This window comes from Pontibacterium granulatum, from assembly GCF_029961155.1.
Lineage (GTDB): Bacteria > Pseudomonadota > Gammaproteobacteria > Pseudomonadales > Balneatricaceae > Pontibacterium > Pontibacterium granulatum.
The window spans coordinates 1-22961 of the sequence record NZ_JASBRH010000022.1; the positions used below are offsets into that span (position 1 = coordinate 1).

Annotated in this window: 20 protein-coding genes; 13 read left to right on the forward strand and 7 right to left on the reverse strand. The window is 53.7% G+C overall.

Annotation, left to right across the window (positions count from 1 at the left end):
• The 6 genes from QKW35_RS16540 to QKW35_RS16565 all read left to right on the forward strand — a co-directional run.
• The coding region (locus tag QKW35_RS16540; RefSeq protein WP_282354903.1) for an ABC transporter permease subunit at positions 1-499 on the forward strand (499 nt) is incomplete at its 5' end.
• A 2-nt stretch (positions 500-501) separates the two neighbouring features.
• Positions 502-1521: an ABC transporter permease gene (locus QKW35_RS16545; RefSeq protein WP_282354905.1), complete on the forward strand. Its 1020-nt coding sequence runs from the start codon at positions 502-504 to the stop codon at positions 1519-1521.
• A gap of 4 nt (positions 1522-1525) precedes the next feature.
• Positions 1526-3121: an ABC transporter ATP-binding protein gene (locus QKW35_RS16550; protein WP_282354907.1), complete on the forward strand. Its 1596-nt coding sequence runs from the start codon at positions 1526-1528 to the stop codon at positions 3119-3121.
• A gap of 491 nt (positions 3122-3612) precedes the next feature.
• Complete coding sequence (locus QKW35_RS16555) at positions 3613-4617, forward strand: TRAP transporter substrate-binding protein (protein WP_282354908.1); 1005 nt, start codon at positions 3613-3615, stop codon at positions 4615-4617.
• 303 nt (positions 4618-4920) lie between these two features.
• A complete protein-coding gene (locus QKW35_RS16560) occupies positions 4921-6336 on the forward strand; it encodes a DUF4856 domain-containing protein (RefSeq protein WP_282354909.1) in 1416 nt (471 codons plus the stop codon).
• Positions 6337-6485: 149 nt separating this feature from the next.
• A complete protein-coding gene (locus tag QKW35_RS16565) occupies positions 6486-7460 on the forward strand; it encodes a sterol desaturase family protein (protein WP_282354911.1) in 975 nt (324 codons plus the stop codon).
• Positions 7461-7614: 154 nt separating this feature from the next.
• Here QKW35_RS16565 and QKW35_RS16570 read toward each other — a convergent pair whose 3' ends face one another.
• From QKW35_RS16570 to QKW35_RS16580, 3 genes are all read right to left on the reverse strand, one after another.
• Complete coding sequence (locus QKW35_RS16570; protein ID WP_282354913.1) at positions 7615-8718, reverse strand: phosphoribosylaminoimidazolesuccinocarboxamide synthase; 1104 nt, start codon at positions 8716-8718, stop codon at positions 7615-7617.
• A 213-nt stretch (positions 8719-8931) separates the two neighbouring features.
• Positions 8932-9402: a group I truncated hemoglobin gene (locus tag QKW35_RS16575; RefSeq protein WP_282354914.1), complete on the reverse strand. Its 471-nt coding sequence runs from the start codon at positions 9400-9402 to the stop codon at positions 8932-8934.
• Positions 9403-9551: 149 nt separating this feature from the next.
• Complete coding sequence (locus QKW35_RS16580) at positions 9552-10154, reverse strand: NADPH-dependent FMN reductase (RefSeq protein WP_282354915.1); 603 nt, start codon at positions 10152-10154, stop codon at positions 9552-9554.
• 223 nt (positions 10155-10377) lie between these two features.
• Here QKW35_RS16580 and QKW35_RS16585 point away from each other — a divergent pair, with 223 nt between their 5' ends.
• The 4 genes from QKW35_RS16585 to QKW35_RS16600 all read left to right on the forward strand — a co-directional run bounded on the left by QKW35_RS16585 (position 10378) and on the right by QKW35_RS16600 (position 15197).
• Positions 10378-10773 (forward strand): MOSC domain-containing protein, encoded by a 396-nt coding sequence (locus QKW35_RS16585; protein WP_282354916.1) that lies wholly within the window; start codon positions 10378-10380, stop codon positions 10771-10773.
• A gap of 162 nt (positions 10774-10935) precedes the next feature.
• Entirely contained in the window at positions 10936-12984 is a 2049-nt protein-coding gene (gene fusA, locus QKW35_RS16590) for an elongation factor G (RefSeq protein WP_282354917.1), read from the forward strand.
• Between the two features lie 132 nt (positions 12985-13116).
• Positions 13117-14349 (forward strand): hypothetical protein, encoded by a 1233-nt coding sequence (locus QKW35_RS16595; protein ID WP_282354918.1) that lies wholly within the window; start codon positions 13117-13119, stop codon positions 14347-14349.
• A 266-nt stretch (positions 14350-14615) separates the two neighbouring features.
• Positions 14616-15197: a hypothetical protein gene (locus QKW35_RS16600; RefSeq protein WP_282354920.1), complete on the forward strand. Its 582-nt coding sequence runs from the start codon at positions 14616-14618 to the stop codon at positions 15195-15197.
• Here the strand turns inward: QKW35_RS16600 and QKW35_RS16605 are convergent.
• A complete protein-coding gene (locus QKW35_RS16605; protein ID WP_282354921.1) occupies positions 15194-15922 on the reverse strand; it encodes an ABC transporter permease in 729 nt (242 codons plus the stop codon). The two genes, QKW35_RS16600 and QKW35_RS16605, sit on opposite strands and share 4 nt — an antisense overlap.
• A gap of 164 nt (positions 15923-16086) precedes the next feature.
• Positions 16087-17505, reverse strand: a complete 1419-nt coding sequence (locus QKW35_RS16610) for an FAD-binding oxidoreductase (protein WP_282354922.1) — start codon at positions 17503-17505, stop codon at positions 16087-16089.
• 55 nt (positions 17506-17560) lie between these two features.
• Between QKW35_RS16610 and QKW35_RS16615 the strand changes: the two genes are divergently transcribed.
• Together QKW35_RS16615 and QKW35_RS16620 are read left to right on the forward strand one after the other, a co-directional pair.
• Positions 17561-17692, forward strand: a complete 132-nt coding sequence (locus QKW35_RS16615; RefSeq protein ID WP_282354923.1) for a hypothetical protein — start codon at positions 17561-17563, stop codon at positions 17690-17692.
• Between the two features lie 313 nt (positions 17693-18005).
• Entirely contained in the window at positions 18006-20180 is a 2175-nt protein-coding gene (locus QKW35_RS16620) for an esterase-like activity of phytase family protein (protein WP_282354924.1), read from the forward strand.
• Positions 20181-20330: 150 nt separating this feature from the next.
• Here the strand turns inward: QKW35_RS16620 and QKW35_RS16625 are convergent, their stop codons facing one another.
• Entirely contained in the window at positions 20331-21203 is an 873-nt protein-coding gene (locus tag QKW35_RS16625; protein WP_282354925.1) for a 23S rRNA (adenine(2030)-N(6))-methyltransferase RlmJ, read from the reverse strand.
• A gap of 59 nt (positions 21204-21262) precedes the next feature.
• Positions 21263-21859: a hypothetical protein gene (locus QKW35_RS16630; protein ID WP_282354926.1), complete on the reverse strand. Its 597-nt coding sequence runs from the start codon at positions 21857-21859 to the stop codon at positions 21263-21265.
• 254 nt (positions 21860-22113) lie between these two features.
• On the opposite strand from QKW35_RS16630, the gene QKW35_RS16635 reads away from it, so the two are divergent.
• On the forward strand, positions 22114-22905 hold the full coding sequence (locus tag QKW35_RS16635) for a hypothetical protein (protein WP_282354928.1): 792 nt from the start codon (positions 22114-22116) through the stop codon (positions 22903-22905).
• The last annotated feature ends 56 nt before the right edge of the window (positions 22906-22961 follow it).

The window sequence follows — 22961 nt, forward strand, 5'->3', positions numbered from 1 at the left end:
GTTCCCACTGCGTGGCCTAACCTCCCCGGGTTTTGACGAGATGACATTATGGGAACAGGTTAAGGACTACTTCTGGCATATCTCCCTGCCGGTATTTGCATCAGTGATCGGCAGCTTTGCCACACTCACCATGCTGACCAAAAACAGCTTCCTGGACGAGATCAACAAGCAATACGTCCTCACCGCCCGCTCCAAAGGCTTGACCGAGAACCGCGTGCTTTACGGGCACGTATTCCGCAACGCAATGCTGCTGATTATCGCGGGTATGCCTGCGGCCCTGATTGGTATCTTCTTTACCGGATCGATGCTGATCGAGGTGATCTTCTCCCTCGACGGTCTGGGCCTGCTGGGTTACGAATCAGTAATCAACCGTGACTACCCGGTGATCTTCGGCACCCTCTATATCTTTACGCTGCTGGGCCTGATCCTGAAACTGATCAGCGACATCACCTATGTGGTGGTCGATCCACGTATCGATTTTGAAAGTCGGGAGCACTGACCATGAGCCCGATTAATCAACGTCGCCTTGAGAACTTCCGCGCCAACAAGCGGGGTTACTGGTCCCTCTGGATCTTCCTGGCGCTGTTTATCGGTAGCCTGTTTGCAGAGCTGATCGCCAACGACCAGCCGTTGCTCGTCAAATACAACGGCGAGCTTTACTATCCGATCGTGACCCAGTACCCGGAAACCGTCTACGGTGGCGAATTTGAAAGCCCCACCGATTACAAAGACCCCTACGTACAGGAACTGATAGAGCAGGACGGAGCTGGCTGGATTCTCTGGGCTCCCATCCGCTATAGCTACGACACCATCAACTACGAACTGCCGCAACCGGCGCCCTCGCCGCCCACAGCCGAAAACCTGCTGGGCACCGATGACCAGGCCCGTGACGTGCTGGCCCGTGTGATTTACGGTTTCCGTATCTCGGTAGTCTTTGCTGTGGTACTGACGCTGCTAAGCTCCATCGTGGGAGTCATTGCCGGTGCCGTACAGGGATTTTATGGCGGCAAGGTGGACCTGTTCTTCCAACGCTTTATCGAGATCTGGTCCGGGCTGCCGGTCCTATTCCTCCTGATCATCCTGGCCAGTATCGTCGAACCCAACTTCTGGTGGCTGCTGGGCATCATGCTCCTGTTCTCCTGGATGAGCTTGGTGGATGTGGTACGTGCCGAGTTCCTGCGGGGCCGCAACCTGGAGTACGTGCGTGCGGCCCGTGCGTTGGGTCTCGACAACCGGCTGATCATGTTCCGCCATATTCTGCCCAATGCGATGGTGGCCACCCTGACCTTTATGCCCTTTATCTTCAATGGCTCCCTGGTCACCCTGACTGCATTGGATTTCCTCGGTTTTGGTCTGCCTCCGGGCTCCCCGTCACTGGGTGAGCTGGTTGCCCAGGGCAAAGGTAACCTGCACGCCCCATGGCTGGGGATCACCGCCTTTATTGTACTTTCAACCATGTTGACCCTGCTGATCTTTATCGGCGAAGCGGTCCGCGATGCCTTTGATCCAAGGAAAGTGTAAGTCCATGAGCGAAAAACTGATCAGCGTAAGAAACCTGTCGGTGAACTTCGGCCAGAACGGCGACGAGGTGGAAGCGGTCAAGGGCGTGACTTTTGATATTCCCAAAGGCAAAACCTTAGCCCTGGTGGGCGAGTCAGGTTCAGGTAAGTCCGTCAGCGCACTCTCCATTCTGCGCCTGCTGCCTTATCCCAAAGCCAGCCACCCAAGCGGTGAGATCCATTACGACGGGCAGGACCTGATGCAACTGGATGAAAGCGCTATGCGCCATCTGCGGGGTAACCGGATCGGCATCATCTTCCAGGAACCGATGACCTCCTTAAACCCGCTGCATACGGTAGAGAAGCAGATCGGCGAGGTCCTGCTTCTGCATAAAACCAACGGCGGCAAGCAAGTACGCGAGCGCATCATCGAACTGCTGGAGCTGGTGGGCATCCCGAACCCGGAGAGCCGCCTTGGCGCATACCCACATGAACTATCCGGCGGACAACGCCAGCGTGTAATGATTGCCATGGCACTGGCGAACGACCCCGAACTCCTGATCGCAGACGAGCCAACTACCGCACTGGATGTCACCATCCAGGAGCAGATCTTGCAGCTGCTGCAGGAGCTGCAACAAAAGCTGGGTATGGCAATACTGCTGATCACCCACGACCTGAATATCGTGAAGCGATATGCCCACGAGGTGTGCGTGATGTATCGCGGCGAACCGGTGGAAACCAACGATTGCCACTCGCTGTTCGCCGCGCCGAAACATGAGTACACCCGCTCCCTGTTGGCGGCAGAGCCAAGTGGAGATCCGGCTCCTCTGCCTGCCCAACCCGATGTGCTGATCAGCACCGATAAGCTTAGGGTCTGGTTCCCGATCAAGAAGGGCTTTTTCAAGCGCACCGTTGACCACGTCAAAGCGGTGAATGAGATCTCAATCGAAGTTAAACAGGGTGAAACCTTAGGCATCGTAGGCGAGTCCGGCTCCGGTAAAACCACCCTTGGACTTGCTTTACTGAGGCTTATCGGTTGTGAAGGTGGCATTCATTTTGACGGTATCAATATCGCCGGGATGAACCAGAAACAGGTGAAACCGCTACGACGTCGTATGCAAGTAGTCTTCCAGGATCCGTTTGGCAGCCTGAGTCCGCGCATGTCTGTATCGGAGTGTATTGCCGAGGGACTCGGAGTGCACAATATCGGCGACAAGGAGGCACGCGACCAGATGATTGTGGACGTGATGCGCGAAGTTGGACTTGATCCCGATACCCGTCATCGCTACCCCCATGAGTTCTCCGGTGGTCAGCGCCAGCGTATCTGTATCGCCCGTGCCCTGATACTCAAGCCGGAACTGATCATTCTCGACGAGCCAACCTCCGCACTGGACCGTACGGTACAGAAACAAATTGTCGAATTGCTACGTGAGCTGCAAGCCAAACACAACCTCAGTTACATCTTTATCAGCCATGACCTGGCCGTCGTAAAGGCGCTAAGCCACAAGCTTTTGGTGATGCAGCACGGCGACGTGATGGAGAGCGGTGATGCGGCAGAGATATTCGCTCAACCGAAACACGTGTACACCCGCTCCTTGCTGGACGCAGCGTTCCGGACGTAAGCAAACCTTTATGTGACGCGCGGCTTTTTTGATAGCCCGCGTCCATTCAGGATCACAAACCACCAACGTTTTTCCCGTCTTTCAGATCAGCCTTCCTCCGTCCTCTCAGCCTAATTCTCCGCTTTGAGTAATACCCTGATGGAAACCGTAACAAGGACCCTGCAGCACCTTGACGCAATCCTGCCCCCTCTTGGGCCACCCCGTACAACAGGCACCATTCAGGTGCAAGCCAGGCTGCGACCAAAGCACCAAATAAACGCATAACCCACTAATTCAAAAGATCTTTTCACCAAAACAGGGCACAAATATCTGGCCCTACCGAGCCGAGCAAACTGGCCCTAAAAATCAATCCCAACAGCAGTGAGTATGTAAATCGTCGACCGGTAAGAAACGGGCGTGAGTGACCGGGCCACGGCAACAACAAAAATAAAAAGGCGTTTGATCTTATGGACGGACATAAGACAAATCAGGCCAACGAACGGGAGTTCAAAATGACTAACAGCTCGAAATTTAAATCGGTTCTTTCTATCACTGCTGGCTTGATGTTCTCAGCAAGCGCGATGGCTGCAAACTGGAACATCGCTGTAGGCGACGGTGGCGGCAGCGCTCAGGAAGCCCTGGGTCTGAAATTCATCGAAGCACTGAAAGAGAAAACCGGTGGCAAACACTCCGCAAAACTGTTCTTGAACGGCCAGCTGGGTTCCGAGCAGGACACCGTAAATGACGCAGCACTGGGTACCCTGGATTTCTCCATCCTGGCAAGCAACAACCTGGCACCATTCTCTCCAACACTGGGCATTCTCTCCCTGCCATACATCTTCGAAAATCTGGATCAGGCACAGAAAACTGTTGAAGGTCCTGTAGGCGAAGAACTGATTAAGAACACTGTACGTGACTCCGGTGTACGTATCGTAGGCTGGACCTACTCTGGTTTCCGCGTACTGAGTAACTCCAAGAAGCCAATCCAGAAATTGGCAGACCTGGACGGCGTAGTGGTTCGTGTACCCAAGAACGAAATCATGATCGACACTTACAAGTCTTGGGGCAATAACCCGACTCCAATGGCTTGGTCCGAAACCTTCACCGCGCTACAGCAGGGTGTTGTAGACGGCCAGGACACTCCATACACCACGATCTATGCAATGAAATTCGGTGAAGTACAGAAATACATCACCGACCTGCACTACCTGTTCCTGCTGGAGCCGCTGATCATTTCTGAGTCCCTGTTCCAGGATCAGGATGCAGCAACCCAGAAAGCGATCCTGGCAGCGGGTAACGAAGCGACTGCTTACAGCCTGCAGTGGCTGAAAGACCAGGAAGCATCTATCAAGAAAGAACTGGTTAGCAAATACGGCATGCAGATCGATACTCTGCAGGACGAATCTGAGTGGGCTAAACGCGCTCAGGAAGCTGTATGGCCGAAGTTCTACGAGTCTGTAGGTGGCAAAGGCAAAGTAAACGAACTGCTGCGTTCCCTGGGCCGCGACGAAGTTTAATCTGAACTCCACTTGAGTCCTCTCAAACATGCACCTTTCGGGGTGCATGTTTTTTTATTCATCCCTCTACCCTTCCCTTCGAATTCTCCCTCAGAACGTCATCAGCACTGATCTAAAAAAACTGAAAACATTGATCCTGCGCAATAAACACGTATGCGCATTGTTCTCATTAGGCGAATGGGAAATATTCTCAGTAGCATTCGCAAAAATCTTATGCTAGTTTTACCATCAAATTTTGTAGCGCCACCCGCACAAGGGGTTGCAGGCGGCACCCGTCCACTTTCTCAAGCAGGGCTTTAAAACGTGAAACTGAAAAAAATCGTATCTGCAGTAGCGCTGGCTTCTCTGGCAACGTTTGGTATGACTGCACAGGCAGCTGACAAGGTTTACGCTGACTTTCCGGTAACTGTTAAGAATTACACAGGCAACACTGAGCACTCTGTGGCGTACACCGGCCAGATCGCGCGTCACGTTCTTCACACCTCCCTGAAAAAGCTGGCAGGCAAAGGCACCGGTGAAGCTAACGCGGAACTGAAAGCTCAGATGATGGCGTACTACGAAGGCAAAGACGCAGGCCGCGACATCCTCTCCCCTGCGTCCAAGGGCAAATTTGTTTTCGCTGAAAGCACAGTAGACGAGCTCTCCAAGAAGAAAAACCTGGCGGGTAAAGCATACAAAGGTGCGGTAACGTCCTGGCCCGGCAACATGACTGGCGCTGAAGTGCTGTCTTTCATGATCGATAAAGCAGCGACCGCTGAAAAAGGCTACGACAGCGTAAACGGCCTGGATTACGCGCAGCTGATCTCCAAGTTCACAATGGGTGCGGTATTCTACAACCAGGCAGTTGATAGCTACCTGGACGAAAAACTGGAAGCCGACACCAAACCAAACAACAAGGCGTACGAAGACGGTAAACCTTATACCGGTAAAGAGCACGTTTGGGACGAAGCGTTCGGTTACTTCGGTGCACCAGCTCACACCCTGACCCTGAGCGCTAAAGACGTATACAACATTGCTAAGGGCAACGAAGATGCACTGACCCTGGCGGATACCAACAAGGACGGCAAAGTAAGCCTGTACAACGAAATGGCATTTGCCCACGCGTACTACGCAGCTGGCTTCGACAAGGGTGGTAAAACCAACTACCTGCACACCATCACAGAAGCGTTCATCGACGGTCGTCAGCTGATCGCGGATGCTAACGGTGAAAAACTGACCGACGAACAGCGTACGAAACTGAAGGGTTATGCAGCGGTTATCGCTGAGAACTGGGAAAAAGTGATCGCAGAAGCGGTATTTAAATACGCAGGTTCCGCCTACAAGGATATCGAGAAGCTGAATGCAGCACTGGAATCCAAAGGTGACGTGAGCAAAGTACTGCGTGGCTACGGCAAGCACTGGGGAGAACTGAAAGGCTTCGCAATGGCACTGCAGGTTAGCGGTAAAGATCTGGGGGCAACCGGTGTTCAGTTGAATCGCCTGATCGGCTTCGGGCCGGTACTGCTGGGCAACACCCAGGTAACTGGTATCGACGCAGACGGCAACTTCGTTCAGAGCAGTACAATGTCGCTGGATGAGTACGCCCTGAACATGCTGAAAGTTCAGCAGCTGATGGTTGACGAATTTGGCGTCGAAGCACGTAACAAAGACGTGCTGGCAAGCATGGGCGACCTGATTAAGAAGCTGGGCGAACAAGCCGCTGAAGCTGAAAACGACTAAGACAGCCTGATCTGGCACCTGCGCCGCAGGTGTCTGTCATGGACGAAACCAGCTATACCGATACCTGTCTGGAGGTATAGCTGGTTTTTTTGTTTCTGGATCGGACAAATATCAAATCGCCGCCAACGCTTTCTGGTACTATCCCGCCGATGGACACACTGCTGACCGAATACGTTACCGACCTCTATACCAGCATCTACGAGACCGTGCTCAATCCCCGCAAACGGGTTTTCTACGGGTACGTACTGATGGCACTACTGATCGGTGCTGCGTGGTTTAAGTGGCGTTCAAATCGGTCTCTACGACAGATAAGCAAAGACCTGCTCTCCCCGAGCATCTGGTGGTCGGAATCCGCCAAAGCCGACTACACAGTTCTGCTGATCAACAAAGCGATCCTATTGGCGACCGTCCCATTATTGATCACTAAAATCGCGCTGGCCACACTGATATTTCAGCAACTCTATGCGCTTATCGGTTTTCCACCCGCGCCGGGCAGCCTTCTGCCAGACTGGGCAGTCCCGATCTGTTTTACCCTGTTTCTATTCCTGCTGGACGACTTTGCCCGTTATTTCCTGCATATGCTGATGCATCGCTGGCCGGTACTTTGGGCATTTCACAAGGTGCATCACAGCGCGCGAACCATGACGCCGTTTACCGTCCTGCGTACCCATCCGGTCGAAGGCCTGCTGTTTACCCTGCGCAGTATCCTGGTGCAGGCGATCAGCATCGGTACTTTCCTCTACCTGTTTGGTGATCGGGTAGACTTGGTTACCGTACTGGGCGTAAACGTCGCGGTATTTGTCTTTAATGTGACCGGTGCCAACCTGCGTCACTCTCATGTGCCGATCTTCTACTGGAGATGGCTGGAGCGCATCCTGATCTCGCCAGCGCAACACCAGATCCACCACTCCATCCTGCCTCGCCATTTCGATAAGAACTTTGGCGCTGTGCTGGCGATCTGGGACTGGATAGGCGGCAGTCTGCATCTGTCGGAGCCGGAGACAGACTTGAAGTTTGGTGTTTCCAAAAAGGTAGAACCGAATGAGCAGAGCTTAAAAACGCTTTATCTGCAGCCGTTCAGAGAATCATGGCGGGCGGCTAAAGGCAGTATTCGTCGCTGCTAGCGTTTATGTAGGGCAGCCTTTAGGCTGCCGGCACCCTGAAGGGTGCCCTACAAACGATCTCCAATCTATAGCGATGCCCCACCCACTCCTCTAAAAGGGTACAAAAAAAGCGCCGGACTCTCTCGAATCGGGCGCTTTTTCTTAACAGTGCGTATTACGCAATCAGACCGTACTGGTCACGCAGGATCTCGATAATCTCAGTCTTTGGATTATCAGACTGCGGCAGTTTCTCACCGATGATCTTCTCGGCAATACCTACGTAGGTGTCGGACACCTTCTGGATCAGCGCAGCTGGCAGTTCGTTGTCACGCGCCAGTGCGTAACGCTCTTCCATGCGGTCCTTGTTGACCAGAATGTCGGAATCCGGGAAGTAGCTCAGGAGCTCCTGACGGAAAACCTCTTTCGAGTTCTCGATCACTTTGCCTTCACGGTATGACGGACCATCCCAGATTCGAGAGGAGTCAGGGGTACCCACTTCGTCCATGTAGATTAGCTTTTCGTTACCTTCAGCGTCGGTCACGTAGCCGAACTCAAACTTGGTATCTACAAACACCTGATCGATCTTCTCCAACTCTGCACTGATTACTTCAAAGCCCTCTTTCAGCAGCTTCTCGTACAGCGCGACGTCATCTGGAGATTTGAAGCGGAACGCTTCGTGGTTGTTGATGATGTCATCACGGGTGATGTTCACATCATCCACTTCTGGCACACCCGGCACACCTTTCAGAATCCCCTTGGTGGACGGCGTGATTAGCAACTCGGGCAGTTTCTGATCCTTCTGCAGATCGTCCGCGATTTCGATGCCACAGAATGTACGCTCGCCTTTCGCGTACGCACGCCACATGGAGCCGGTAATGTACTGACGGCAGATTGCTTCGATCATCACAGGCTGAGCTTTCTGTACGATCCATACCAGCGGGTGCGGTATATCCAGGATATGGCTGTCGGCCAAGCCCTTTTCACGGAACAGTTTGAACCAATGGTTGGAGATCGCATTCAGTGCCGCGCCTTTACCCGGAACCCCCTGCATGCCGCCTTCACCGGTCCAGATGCATTCAAACGCAGAGATACGGTCACTGATCACCATCACGGCCAGTTCGGTATCTTCGTGAACGTTGTAGCCCTTCTCTTTAATCAGGCGACGGCTGTCCTCTTGTGTCAGCCAGTAAACGGAACGTACTTTTCCACTGTGTACCGGCAGATCGGTGCGGATTGGCAGATCGTTATTTACTGCCAGTACTTTATCGGCAAGGCTCATGTTCAAACTGTCCTGTGTTCTGTGGGTCAGGAAGACCGCCCTTTTCACTTACGGACAGTCTGGAAATTCGAGACGCGCGATTTTATCAGATGGCAGAAACGCTGACACGTTTTTTACTTGCCTTCAGATACGAGCAATATAAAGGGATACGTCTGATTACAAAGAGTTTGCGGCCCCTGCCTACGCTTGGTCAACGCAAGCAGCGGCGCGTTTCTATTGTCTCGCGACGACGATATCGGCTTTCGTAGTGGAGACAATGTTCAGCAGTTCATCCTGCTCTTTCTGCGGTACGTTAAATTTCGCCAAAGACTTCTTGAACTCCGCCACCATCACATCCCATTCAGCATCCGAGATGTTCAGGTGGGCATGGGCATCTTTCATGCTGCGTCCGGTGTACCTTTCCGGTCCGCCAGTTACCTCACTGACCATAAGGGTCACCATAAACTTGAGTCCCGCTTTGGGCACCCGCTCGCGAGACGCCTTAACTGCCGGATTGGCGTTGAGCTCATCGTTCACCAGCAGGCGTTCGATAAAGTCATCAACAACCATGGCGATAGCATAAGAGCCGCCTAAACGTTCGTACAAAGAAGGTTGGGAGTGGCTGTCAGCCTGCGATGCTGGTGTCCACAGCATGAGCGCCAATGCCAGCATCAGAGAGGTGGTTTTGGTGTGGTAATTGTGCATAACATCTGTCCTCTATTGTCGACCTGTAAAAGCTCGGTCAGTTGATATGCGTGGATTTTTTGATTCCATGGGGATTCAACCAGCCCGGTAGCGTCCGGGGCATCGACCAGACGCTTTCGATTACTGAAACTATAGGAATTTTGCCTTTCCTAATGGTCGGATGTACGTACGATCTCTTCCAGACCGATTCCCGGACAGATATGGTCATTGATGTAGTCGATCAGGTTGGTCGCCACATGGCGGATCCGCTTGTCGATCATCTCGTCGGTACAGTGACCCTGCTCATCGAATACCCGCTGCACCCCCGCCACGGAAACCGGAGCAGGCAACACAATCGCTCCAACATGGGAGCAGACTCCTCGCAATTGTTCGAGTGATTTGATCGCACCAATCGCACCGGCCGCCACCCCCAAAAGCGCTACGGGCTTCCCCGCCAGGACAGATGGGAACCCCAGGTTTTCAATCGCCAGCTTGGTCAGGGCACTGAATGAACCATGGTATTCTGGAGTTGCGAAGATCACACCGGTCGCGGAAGATACCGTATCGCGAAAATGCTTCAGCGTTGCCAGATCCCCTTCCCTGCCAGGCAGTGGCAACTCCAGCATCTGCATATCGATCACTTCTAACTCCACATCGCCGTATCTGGATATCTCATCCGCGACCAGGGCGACGGCTTTATCGGTGAAATTTCCGTCCCGCACACTCCCCGGAATAATTACGATCCGGATTCGACCACCTGTTGCAGTTGCCATGATCGGTTACCTCCTCTGCTGATGTCCTCAATAGCTACTCCAAAGCATAGTCGATCCTTACTAACGGACTGTGAATGCAGAGGCCTGATGTACTAGCATGGAGACAGCTCTGTTGAGGAAGAATGCAATGAACACCCAAGGCCGACTGATCGCTCGATTTACCCAACACCTCCCTGCTGGCAGGCTGGAGTGGATTGGCTTACGCCCAGCCAGGAAAGAGCCGATGAAGACAGTTGATCAGGTTATGGCGTTGGAAGGCCTGGGGCTGGAAGGAGACCGCCGCTGTCTGGGTACACCGGGCTCAGGCCGCCAGGTCACGTTGATCTGCCAGGAACACCTGCCGGTCATTGCGCAGTTTCTGGGCAAATCAGAGGTTCCTGTAGAGCTATTGCGCCGTAACCTGCTGGTGTCGGGTATTAACCTCTACGCCCTGCGCCACCAGCGGTTCCGTATTGGTGAAGCGGAGTTTATTACCACCGCCCACTGCCATCCCTGTTCACGCATGGAAACCGCGCTCGGCGAGGGAGCTGTAGCAGCAATGCTGGGCTACGGCGGTTTCTGTGCTCGCATAACAAAATCTGGCCTGATTCGAGTGGGCGATCTGATCGAGAAACTTTAGGAAACCTGTCTGGCTCTTCCCCTGATTCTCTCCAATACTACAAGGGAGATCATCCCAGATTTTCCGTCTGCGCTACCGGCCCAAGCGCAGCTTCAGGAAGAAACTGCGCCGCCTCCGTCATCGGCAGACGATGTAATCTGACCGGCTTAATGGAGGTTTCCCATGCCCAGATTCAGCACAGAGAACATCCGCAACGTGGCGATTGTCGGCCACGCCGGAAGCGGTAAAACCACACTGATCGAAAGTCTGCTTTACCACTCCGGCGCCATCAACGTCCCCGGCAATATTGAATGCGGTACCACCCTCTCCGACTACACCCCTCAAGAAAAATCCCTGCAACACAGTATCGACGTCAGTCTCTGCAGCTTCGACCACGACAACCACCATGTAAATTTGCTCGACACCCCAGGGTACCCGGAGCTGATGGGGCGCACCCTGAGTATTCTGCCTGCCGCAGACAGTGTAGCCATCGTGGTAAACGCCCATACCGGCATCGAACAGGTCACCCAGTTGATGGTTGAAAAGAGCAAGGAGGCGGAACGCCCCTGCATGATCATCGTCAACAAAACTGACGGCCCCGCCGTACAGTGCGCCGACCTGCTGACCGAGATGCAGGAACGCTTTGGCGCCGAATGCCTGCCGCTGAACCTGCCCGCAGCTGACGGCCAGTCTGTGGTTGATTGCTTCTTCCAGCACGGCGATGCTGCAACGGCCTTTTCCGACGTGCAGGAAGTACACAACACTATCGTCGACCAGGTAGTCGAGATGGACGAAGCGCTGATGCAGCTGTACCTGGAACAGGGAGAAGAGCTATCGCCTGAGCAGTTACATGAACCGTTCGAGCAAGCCTTGCGCGAAGGCCATCTAATCCCTGTGTGTTTTGTATCCGCCCAATCCGGTGCAGGTGTTCCACAACTGCTTGAGGTACTCACCCAACTGATGCCAAACCCACTGGAAACCAATCCACCGCAGTTTTTAAAGGGTGAGGGCCCTGACGCAGAACCGGTCAGGGTCGAACCCGATCCCGACGCCCATGTGGTTGCCCACGTGTTTAAGGTCGCTGTAGACCCGTATATGGGCCGCATCGGCTTGTTTCGTATCTATCAGGGCACCGTGAAAACCGGTAGCCAGCTGTTTATTGGTGACAGCCGCAAGCCGTTTAAGGTTACCCATCTGATCAAGCTGCAAGGTAAAGAGCACACCGAGATCAGCGCCGCCACACCGGGTGATCTCTGCGCAATTGCTAAGATCGACGAACTGGAGTTTGATGCCGTGCTGCACGACAATCACGACGAGGACGATTATCACCTGCGTATGGTTGAACGTCCGTTGCCGATGTGTGGGCTCGCTATCAGACCTACCCGTCGCGGCGACGAACAGAAACTCTCGGACGCTCTGCACAAATTAGCATCTGAAGATCCGGGCATCCTGATTGAGCACCGTGCCTCACAGAACGAAACCGTGCTTTACGGCTCAGGCGAACTTCACCTGAAGATCATCCTCGATAGGATGCAGGATCAGTACAACCTTCAGGTCGATACTCATCCACCCAGCATCGCCTATCGAGAGACCATCACCACGCCGGCCGAAGGCCATTGTCGACACAAAAAACAGACCGGTGGTGCAGGCCAGTTTGGCGAGGTCTTTCTTCGCATCACCCCGTTGGAACGCGGCGCTGGCTTCCGTTTTGTCAATAAAGTGGTGGGCGGAGCCATACCGAGCCAGTTCATTCCGGCGGTCGAAAAAGGGATTCATCAAGTGCTGGAAAGCGGCGCACTGGCGGGGTTCCCGCTACAGGACATTGAAGTGACGGTTTATGACGGCAAACATCACTCGGTCGATTCCAAGGAGATCGCCTTTGTTGCCGCGGGCAAGAAGGCGTTTCTGGATGCAATTGAGCACGCCCACCCGATTCTGTTGGAACCCATCGTAGATGTCAGCATCATTACCCCAAGTGACAACGTGGGTGATATTACCGGCGATATCTCTTCTAAACGAGGCATGATCAACGGCACCGCCGTACGCCCACAGCAGGAGGTGGAGATCAGCGCCCAACTGCCATTGGCCGAGATGGATGGCTACCAATCCCGACTGAAAGCGCTCACTGGCGGTGAGGGCCAGTTCAGCATGGTATTCAGCCACTATGCCCCCCTGCCTCAACGTCAGCAGGACGAATTGGTGGCCTCCCATCAGCCTGCTCACGATAGTTAAACCACCCGTCCACACCTGTCACTCATGATGAGTGACAGGTGTATCCATCGCTTGAGATGAAAAACCACCCCCTGACTAAATTTCCATCAGCAGTGGCCGATAGCCTAAGGACGAAATTCAGGGAGCATTGGGATGATCATCGCCAACAGCAATTTGAGCTTTAGCACTAGCCATGCCAAAGAACAAACGCATAGGGAACATGAAAGCCTGGTCGTACAACGTTTTTTACCCGACGGATCCGCCCACTCGCAGGCAGTAGACGCCGGCGAGAAAACCAGTCTGTCCGAAGAAGCGGTCAAGCTTGCCAAAAATCTCGGCAATATACGGTTGCGCACCGCTGAAGCGGAAACCGGCATCAATCAGACCAGCTTTAACGGACAAACTCTGCAGCAACCGCTCAGCGCACTCGGACAGGCCGGTCCGGTAGCCGATCTCTCGGGTACCGCGTTAGCGGATACGATTTCCGTAAACGCCCCAACCACCTCGGCGGAGGTCACCCAATACCACACGGCCATCAGCTCTCGCCTGTCACTGATGAGCGCCATCCTCGCCAGCCTGACCGGTAAACCGGTGGAGCTGTTTGACGGCCGATCGCTCAATGATAGCGTGAACAATGCCAAGCAGGTGCCGGTTGGTGGTGCTCAGAACCTGAGTTTCAATATCAACCTCGAAAGCTTTCAGGCCAATGTGACCCATCAGCCTATGGGCATGCGTTACGAACACGTCACTAGCTACAGCGAATTCGAACGCACCACCTTCAGTGCACGCGGAGAGATCCAGACCGCCGACGGGAAAAGCCTGCAGATTGATCTGATGATGGAGATGCAGCACAGCTACAGCACCTACGAATCAACCGTCCTGACCGCGGGCGTTCAATTGACCGATCCACTGATCATTAATTTTGACGCCCCTGCCGCCCACCTTACCAATGAGAAGTACGGCTTTGATATCAACAGTGACGGCAGCACCGAGCAGATCAGCTTTGCCGGACAGGGTAGCGGTTTTTTGATGCTGGATAAGAACGGTGACGGCCGCGCCAACAACGGCAACGAGCTGTTCGGTACAAAAAGTGGCGATGGCTTTGCTGACCTGTCGGCCTACGACGAGGACGGCAACGGCTTTATCGACGAAGGTGACAGCGCTTATACCGAATTGAAGATCTGGGTTAAGAGCGGCAACGGCAGCGACCAGTATTTCTCACTTGCGGATAAAGGCATTGGCGCCATCTACCTGGGCGCAGTACATACACCGTTTGAGATCAAGAACGAGCAGAACGAGCAGCAGGGTGTCGTGCGTGGTTCCAGCTTTTTCCTGAGGGAGGACGGCAGCAGCGGTACCGTACAGCAGGTCGATCTGGTTATTTAATACCAGAAGTAACGTTCAACCCCTGCCCGGTCGGTGTCACGGATGACTTCGGCCGGGCACCCTTTTCTAGCTTTTTGCTTTAACCTACACTGCGCCATACCGGTACACCTAACGCCAACCAAGACACACCGTAGTGCATGACTATTGGCTTACCCGCCCATCGCTGCACAGCAAGTCCTTTTAAAACAACGCATTAAAGAAGATGCTTCTACTGGCCTGATAATTGCTCATTCATTTCCAAAGCTAAAGGTCAGCGAGGCAGATCAATGGACATGAAAGTCGGCGTACATAGAGACTCACCACTCTACCAACTTTGGAATACGTTGTTCTACAACTGCGAGGCAGGAAACACCGGCACCCTGTTTATCGCCACGGATCAGAACCGATCCGGTCAGATTGTACTTCACAAGGGGCGCTTGATTGGTGCGGCGTACAACGGGGAATACAACCTGTCGGCTCTGATGGCGCTGTCCTATCTTCGGGACGCCCGCTTCTCCTACTCACCCGACCTGATCTTTCCAGTACCGGAAACCCTGCTACCGGAAGAATCCGCGTTGCTGCTTGAGCAACTGGGATTTCAGGATTACCTTGATGAGCCGGTCAGTAAACCGGAGCCGGTTGAAGTTCCGGACATTCCGTCACATGACGAACACCCGCATGCTTCTATATCCACGCCTGACGCCACTCAAACAGACGAACATACCGTGGACGCTTCAAACACAGCACAGACCATTACCTGTATCTACCGCGGTCAGACGGTCGTTAAAACCGTCGCACAGGCGGCACAGGCAACAAGCCCCTCCAAAGGCAGCGTAAAGATCTACCGCGGCCAGGTCGTTCAGGGTTAACGCTGGTTCTTGGCAGAATTGGCGATACGCGTATGGATCTCAATCCGCCCCAACTGCCAGAGCATCAGCGCAGCACCCATTCCGCTGACTCCCAAAGCCATGGTCATAATCATGATCTGGTAACGCACAGCGATCAGGGGGGAAACACCGGACAGGATCTGACCGGTCATCATGCCCGGTAGTGCAACCAATCCTACCGCCAGCAAGCTGTTCACCTGGGGGATCATTGCAGCATGGAAGGCAGCAAGACGTGCGGCTTTCTCTTGTTTCCCTTCCACCAGCTCAGAACGGTATCGCTCTGCCGCAAGACTGATCGCATTCATACTGTTGGAAAAAAACATCCCCGCAAGCGGGATCATTACACTGGGTTCGTACCAGGTCTCAACGCCCAATACGAGCTTCAGGGCAATCGCCAGATGAAACCCGACGGCCAGCAAAAGCGCGGTAAAAGCCGGGCGTAGAAACCCTGGGTGTTGCCTTACTGGCCTGATCGCAATCCAGGACGCGGCGCAGATCATCACACTCAGCACCAGCCCGGTAATCCAAGGCGACGGTTCGGCAAATAACACCACCAACACGTACCCCACCGCAACAAGCTGCAACGCCATACGCGCGCTGGATAACAGGACTTCGGACGGTTTTCCGTTCCAGTAATAGTAGATTGCGCTAATCAGCAGGACTGGGATCAGACACCAACTGAGGGACAACCAGGAGATAGAATGCATACAGAATCAAGAATTATCTGGCTAATAAATGGAGGCTGATTATTACACGCTACCGCAGCCATTTAGTTACAAACACGTCATAATCCACGGGTTCAAAACCGGTCTTATGAGGCTGACCGGACTTGGTTGTTGGGCAAGCCCGGCCCTCCGCACGCCTAGGCTCTTTAGCTTGGCGCTATGTTCTGATTGATACGGAAAAAGTTGTCAGGATCGTAAGTCGATTTTACCTGGGCCAGCTTCGCGTAGTTAGACCCGTAGGCACCGTCGACACGTTCCTCATCCTCACTGATAAAGTTCACGTATACGCCGCCGGTGGCGTACGCCTTGGTCGCATCAAAGAACTCCCGTGCCCAGCCAATGCATTCCCTATCGTCAGCATGTTCATCCCACCGGGTATGTACATTCATGACGTACTCCACATCCCGATGCGGATACGCAGTTGCGTCCGAGGCAACGCGGTTAATGGCACCGCCGAGCTGCGCCACAAAGATCTCAGACTGCGGACTTGGCAAGCGACCGCCGTATTCCACCAGCGTATCGATCAGACCATCACTCAACTCAGCAAAGTTATGGGACTTCCAGTAGTTACGGCTCCCCGGTGTTAGCAGCGGATCAAAAGCCTGTTGGAAAGCAACAAACGGATGAGGGGCAAAACCATCTGCGATTGGCTGGCCAAGTTCCCGGATGGGCGCAATCGCCCGCTCACCCTCGTCCATAGGCCCGTTGTACAGCGCCACAATAATCACAGCAAGCTGACCATGATACTGTGGATCCAGAAACGGTAATGGCGGTGCGGTGCGGATGACCGCCCAGGTTGTAAGTTGTTCAGGGCTGCTAGCACAGAATTTCCGGTATGCCTGCAGTAACGAACGGGCCTGATCAAAAGGAAAAACGGCAGGCCCGGACATCACCAATGGCCCCACCGGATGCGCGTTGAATTCAAAAGACGTGACAATCCCAAAGTTACCGCCGCCTCCGCGGATCGCCCAGAACAAATCTGAATGATTTTCCGCATCACATCGTAAGCGTTCACCCTGCGCGGTCACCACTTCTGCCGCAACCAGATTATCAACAGACAACCCGAGAGAACGACTCAACCAGCCAAAGCCCCCACCTAGGGTTAAACCACCCACACCCGTTGTTGAGTTGATCCCAACAGGAACAGCCAAGCCATAGCGCTGCGCTTCGTGATCCAGATCCCCGAGTGTCGCCCCAGGCCCCGCCACGGCGCGACGTCGATCAGGGTCTACATGCACATAGTTGATGCCACTCAGATCAATCAGCATCGCTTCGTCGCAAAGCGACTTACCGGCAATGTTGTGACCCGCCCCTCTCACCGACACCAGTAGATTCATCTGACGGGCAAAAGAAACCGCCTGCATTACATCAGCCGTACCGGTACAACGCACAATCAGCGCCGGCTCCCGGTCAATCATTGCATTCCAGATTTGGCGAGACGCTTCATAACGCGCGTCATCGGGGCAGATAACCTCACCACGCAACGTGGTGTTTAGCTCTTCCAGTGTTTCGCTGCTCAAGCGGACCAATTCTCCGCTGAGGGAACGAACATTTAGTTCTTTCATATAAACCTCCTTCAGCCCCGACACAATGTCTTTAGCTGAAAGGAAAGCAGTTGGAATGGATACTGCCATGTACAGCATCGTGCTACCCGGCAACAGCTACACCCTGTTACCGCGAATTAGGATGATCTGGCGGCATCACTCCATCTACATCGGTTCATCGACACACGCGGCGGCACAACGCAACTAAATTCTAGTTTAGAGCAAATCTGATCATGGATAGGTGCTGCCGCTAACCTCCCGCAAAGGTAACGCCAATCACATGCTTTGGATGAGTGCCATGGGGTTTGGAAATGTCCGAAAGCAAATTGTCACCATAAGGGACAACTTGATCCACCTTCATGTACCGTCTGTAAAAAGCATGACACTTTACGTAAATACGTGTCTTATAAAGGGTTATTGATCTTTTGATTTCTGCAACGTTTGGGTAACAGCGGCGTCATCTATGGGCATTAGCGTTAGGGCCCCCTTCAATCACATATGGAAATTACGGAGTTCAAGCGATGCTAAATCGTACATTCCGCCGCAGCGCCCTGGCAGTAATGATCGCAGCTGCTGCGACCAGTGCTCAGGCCGAGTCATTCAACCGAGTTGCCAGCTTCTCCACTGTCAAAAACCTGCCAGCTGGCAGCGACCTCCGTGAAGAAACGTCCGCTGAGATCGTCGATGTTTCAGAAGATGGCAACACCCTGGTTTACTCTGACAGCCCACTGGAAGCGCTGGGCATTATCGATATCAGCGATGCCGATGAGCCAGAAGCTGGCGGCTTCATAAAACTTGAAGGCGAACCGACTTCTGTCGCGTTTGCCGGTGAGTACGTGCTGGCAGGGGTGAACACCTCCGCAAGCTACACCCAACCAAGCGGGTTCCTGGCAGTGATCGATCTGGACGACAAGAAGATCGAGAAGCGCTGCGACCTGGGGGGCCAGCCGGACTCCGTTGCCGTGTCCAAAGACGGTAATTACGTTGCCGTAGCAATTGAGAACGAACGCGACGAAGACCTGAACGACGGCGCACTGCCTCAGTTGCCCGCAGGTTTCCTGGTAATCGCACCGCTGGAAGACGGCACGCCGGATTGCAGCGATATGCGCCGTGTGGAACTGACCGGCCTGGCCGCAATCGGCGGCAGTGATCCTGAGCCGGAGTTCGTGGACTTCAACGGCAACAACGAAATTGTTGTTACCCTGCAGGAAAACAATCACCTAGTGATTGTTGACGCCCAAACAGGCAAGGTGGTTAACCACTTCTCCGCCGGTGCCGTTGACCTGAAGATGGTTGACCTGAAAAAAGATCGCGCCCTTACCTTCGACAAGACTCAGGAAAACCGTCTGCGCGAACCCGATGCCGTAAAGTGGCTGGATAACGATCGTTTTGTGACCGCCAACGAAGGCGACATGAACGGCGGCGCACGCGGTTTCACCATCTTTCACAAGGATGGCCGTGTCCTGTTCGAATCCGGTGCGAGCTTCGAACACGAAGTGATCATGGCGGGTCACTACCCGGAAAAACGCTCGGGTAAAAAAGGTAACGAGCCGGAAGGCTTGGCAGTTGGCAAATTCGGCAAAGACACCTATATCTTCGTACTGTCTGAGCGTGGTGGTGCCATCGGCGTCTACCGCGACACCGGTGCAGCCCCCGAGTTCATGCAGCTATTGCCATCCGGCATCGGCCCGGAATCAGCGGTAGCGATTCCATCCCGCAACCTGCTGGTCAGTGCCAACGAAAAAGACCTGATTGAAGACAACGGCCCACGCTCTCACGTGATGGTGTATGAGCTGAACGGTAAGGAAGCAACCTACCCCCAGATCGTATCCGGGCGCAATGCAGCCGGTGAACCGATTGGCTGGGGTGCGCTTTCCGGTCTGGCCGCTGACGCCAAAGAAGCAGGCAAGCTGTACGCTGTAAACGACAGCTTCTACTCAAGCCAGCCGACTATCTTCTCCATCGATGCAACCCAAACGCCAGCAAAAATCACCAGCGCCCTGCCTGTGACACGCGATGGTAAACCTGCAGAGAAACTGGATCTGGAAGGTATCGCCCTGGATGGCAACGGTGGTTTCTGGTTGGCCTCTGAAGGCAAGACCAAGAAGAAGGTGCCTCACGCGATCTACCACGTCAATGCGAAGGGTGAGATCGACCGCACCCTGAACTTCCCGCAAGCCCTGCTGAAACACGAAAAGCGTTTCGGTGCTGAAGGGATCACGCTGGTTGGCGATAACCTGTGGATCGCCATCCAGCGTCAGTGGGCAGACGACCCGGAGAACACCGTAAAGCTGGTGTCCTACAACCTGAAGACCAACACCTGGGGCGCTGTCCGTTACCCAACCGAAGCGGCTGCAAAGGGCTGGGTTGGCCTGTCCGAAATCACTGCGCATGAAGATGACCTCTACATCATCGAACGCGACAACCAGATCGGGGAAGACGCAAAGATCAAACGCCTGTACAAGGTGGAGCAAAGCGACCTGAAACCCGCACCACTGGGCGGCGAACTGCCACTGGTGAAAAAAGAGCTGGTACGCGACTTCATCCCGGATCTGAAAGCAGCCAACGGTTACGTGACCGACAAGATCGAAGGGTTCACCGTTGATGCTTCCGGTCAGGGTTACGCCGTAACCGATAACGACGGCGTTGACGACAGCGCAGGCGAAACCTTCTTTTTCTCTATCGGTAAGATGTAATGCTTAGCTAGCTGATGAAAATGGCCGGTTTATCCGGCCATTTTTATACCCGTGTCAACACGGCTATGCGTGCTTTAAGCACACCATAAGTGCATCCAGCGAAGGATGCATTGCCCTATCATACGGTGTCTCTACGGCACCGCTTAGAATTTATTCTGGCACCAACCAATCCAATGTATATCCGGCCCCGTCCTCCTGCGCCAGCGTTTCGGTTAGCCAGGGCAGCAACTCGCGCATTTGTTGCTCCAGCTTCCAGGGAGGATTTATCACAATCATCCCTGAACCGGTCATACCTCTGGCACCGGTATCCGCTTTGACACACAGCTCGATTTTCAGGATTTTGCGAATGCCACTGGCTTTCAGTTCCTGTTCGATAAAGCGTACATCCTTTCTGAATACCACCGGATACCAAATTGCGTACACACCGGTTGCCCAGCGTTTTACAGCATCCCGGACACCTTTGATCAGCTGCGCATACTCGGCCTTCAGTTCGTAGGGGGGATCGATCAATACGAGTCCGCGTCGCTCTTTCGGTGGCAAACTGGCTTTTAGCTGTTTATATCCCTCCTCTTGCAACACCCGGGCTCGCCTATCACCTCGAAACACCTGTTGTAAGCGTGGGAAGTCGCTGGAATGAAGCTCAGTCATTAACAGGCGATCCTGTTCACGACACAAATGCTGGGCCAATGCAGGACTACCGGGGTAGTACTGTAGCGTGTTTCCGGGGTTCATTTCCCTTACGGCCGCCAAGTACGGCGTGAGCAGTTCAGCACAATCCTGCTGCCAGATTCGCCCTATACCCTCTTCAAACTCACCTGTTTTCTCGGCATGCGCAGAGTGAAGGTCATAACGCCCGCCACCGGAGTGTGTGTCATGATAGACAAAAGGTTTTTCTTTCTCTTTAAGCGCTTCCAGTATCAAAGTTTGAACAGTATGTTTTAGAACATCGGCATGATTGCCAGCGTGAAAGCTGTGACGGTAGGAAAGCATATTCAGTTCGCGGCCAAGTAATGGATGGGCCATATTGCCCTATCTTCGAAGAAGCGCCAAACATTAGTTCGACGACTTACACTCACTACCTGCTAGTCAAAGCGGTACTTAACTCCTATCCCCAGCGAATTTGAGGCACCTTGAACGCCATTAAAAAGCCCAAACGCCCCTGATCGATGATGGCTTCGCAATACTACGCTCCAGTTGTCCCAACGACGTGGTCTAAATTCGAGCTCAAGCAGAATATAGGCGAGAAACTGCTCGGCATCATCATGATTAGCCACCTCAAACTCGGGTAACGCAGTCGCATAGGACACCCCCGCACCGGCGGCGAAGTCAGTGTTCAGATAGCTGTCCCAGGGAAACGGATACCAGCGCACGCCTAACAGCGCATTAAGCTCTTCATGGTCCTGCCCTTGGGTGTGCTTGACAGCCTGGAGCTCCCACTCGAAGTCGTAACGCGGATCTGAACTTGGGATTTTATGACTGAGTGCCAGTGCCGTCAGTTGGAAGTCCTCGTCGTAATCTGCGCCGCCAGTGATCACGTCCTCAATGGGATCGGCGGTCAGTACAGTCTGGTATACGGTGACGGCCCAGGGACTATCGTTTTTTTCTGCTGCTGCCGATGCACTGAGCAGCCAAACGATTATTGCAACCAAATAGCGGGGACCTGTATTGGAACTCAGCATCTTATTTCTCCGGAGTAGATATTCCGACTGCGTCCTGTGCGGGAACAAGGCCCGCATTCGTCTACCACATACACTCAAAGATAGATCATTCTGTGTCACTGCATGGTGATTCCCATGAGTAGGCAGGCCTGAGTCAAAGCCTCAGACAACACTCGCCCTCCAAACCACATAAACATTTCAAAATTAATTCATTCAGGTTACGTCTATACTGAAAAGCATTACTTTCGGAATTCTTTTTGAATTGGGGAGTAGCTATGCTATTGAAACAACTCGTTTTATACACGGTTGGCACAGCTACGCTGATGATCTCTGCTCCCTTTAGTAACGCGGAAGAGCTTCTGGTTGGTAAGACCTGTCCGGTCAGCTATCAGAACGAGACTATCGGTATGCTGGTATTTTCCAAAGAGTGGTACCACAGCAGCCGGGATAACGCATCATACATCCCCGGTGACAACGCCACCGGTATTGGACTTGAGATCCACGTGTTCGCCAATGACAAGGGACATCTAACCGGCCCTAATTTGGCTAGTTGCACCCGCTACCGGCTCCTGCAGGTACGCAGTACCACTGCCCGACTCTTCGATGGCGAGCAGGCGGTGCAGATTGATATTCCGGACGGTTTCAGCGATCCATTCTACGACAACTCCCCGCTTGAACACGGTTATGGTAGCCACCTGACACCGACGGATGATCGGGATAAACCCTGGCAGGGGCAACATTCCAGAACCTCAACCGTGGCCATCTACGACACCCCATACGTATCTGACGCATACGGCATTGAAGGCGAAAATATCGATGTGACCTTTGAGACTTGCGTCGTGTGTGAGCGCGAGTCACGCTATGACACGATTCTGGCGTGCGGGACCTGGGGGTACACCCGTGAATATATGGGCGGCCTGACCGGGTGGTCCGAGCCGGAGTTCGTTGGCGTTCAGTGCAATCGGGAACCGAGCCTGTCGTTTCAGCAGGTGCTCGATCAGTCAAACCGAGTGGATTACAGCTATTGGCTCAACTGGCGCGTATCTTCCCAGAACCTGACCAACTAAAAGGTGCGCCCGCTCCGACTGAAGAGCCAGGCGCCCGCTGGTTGGTAATCTACCGG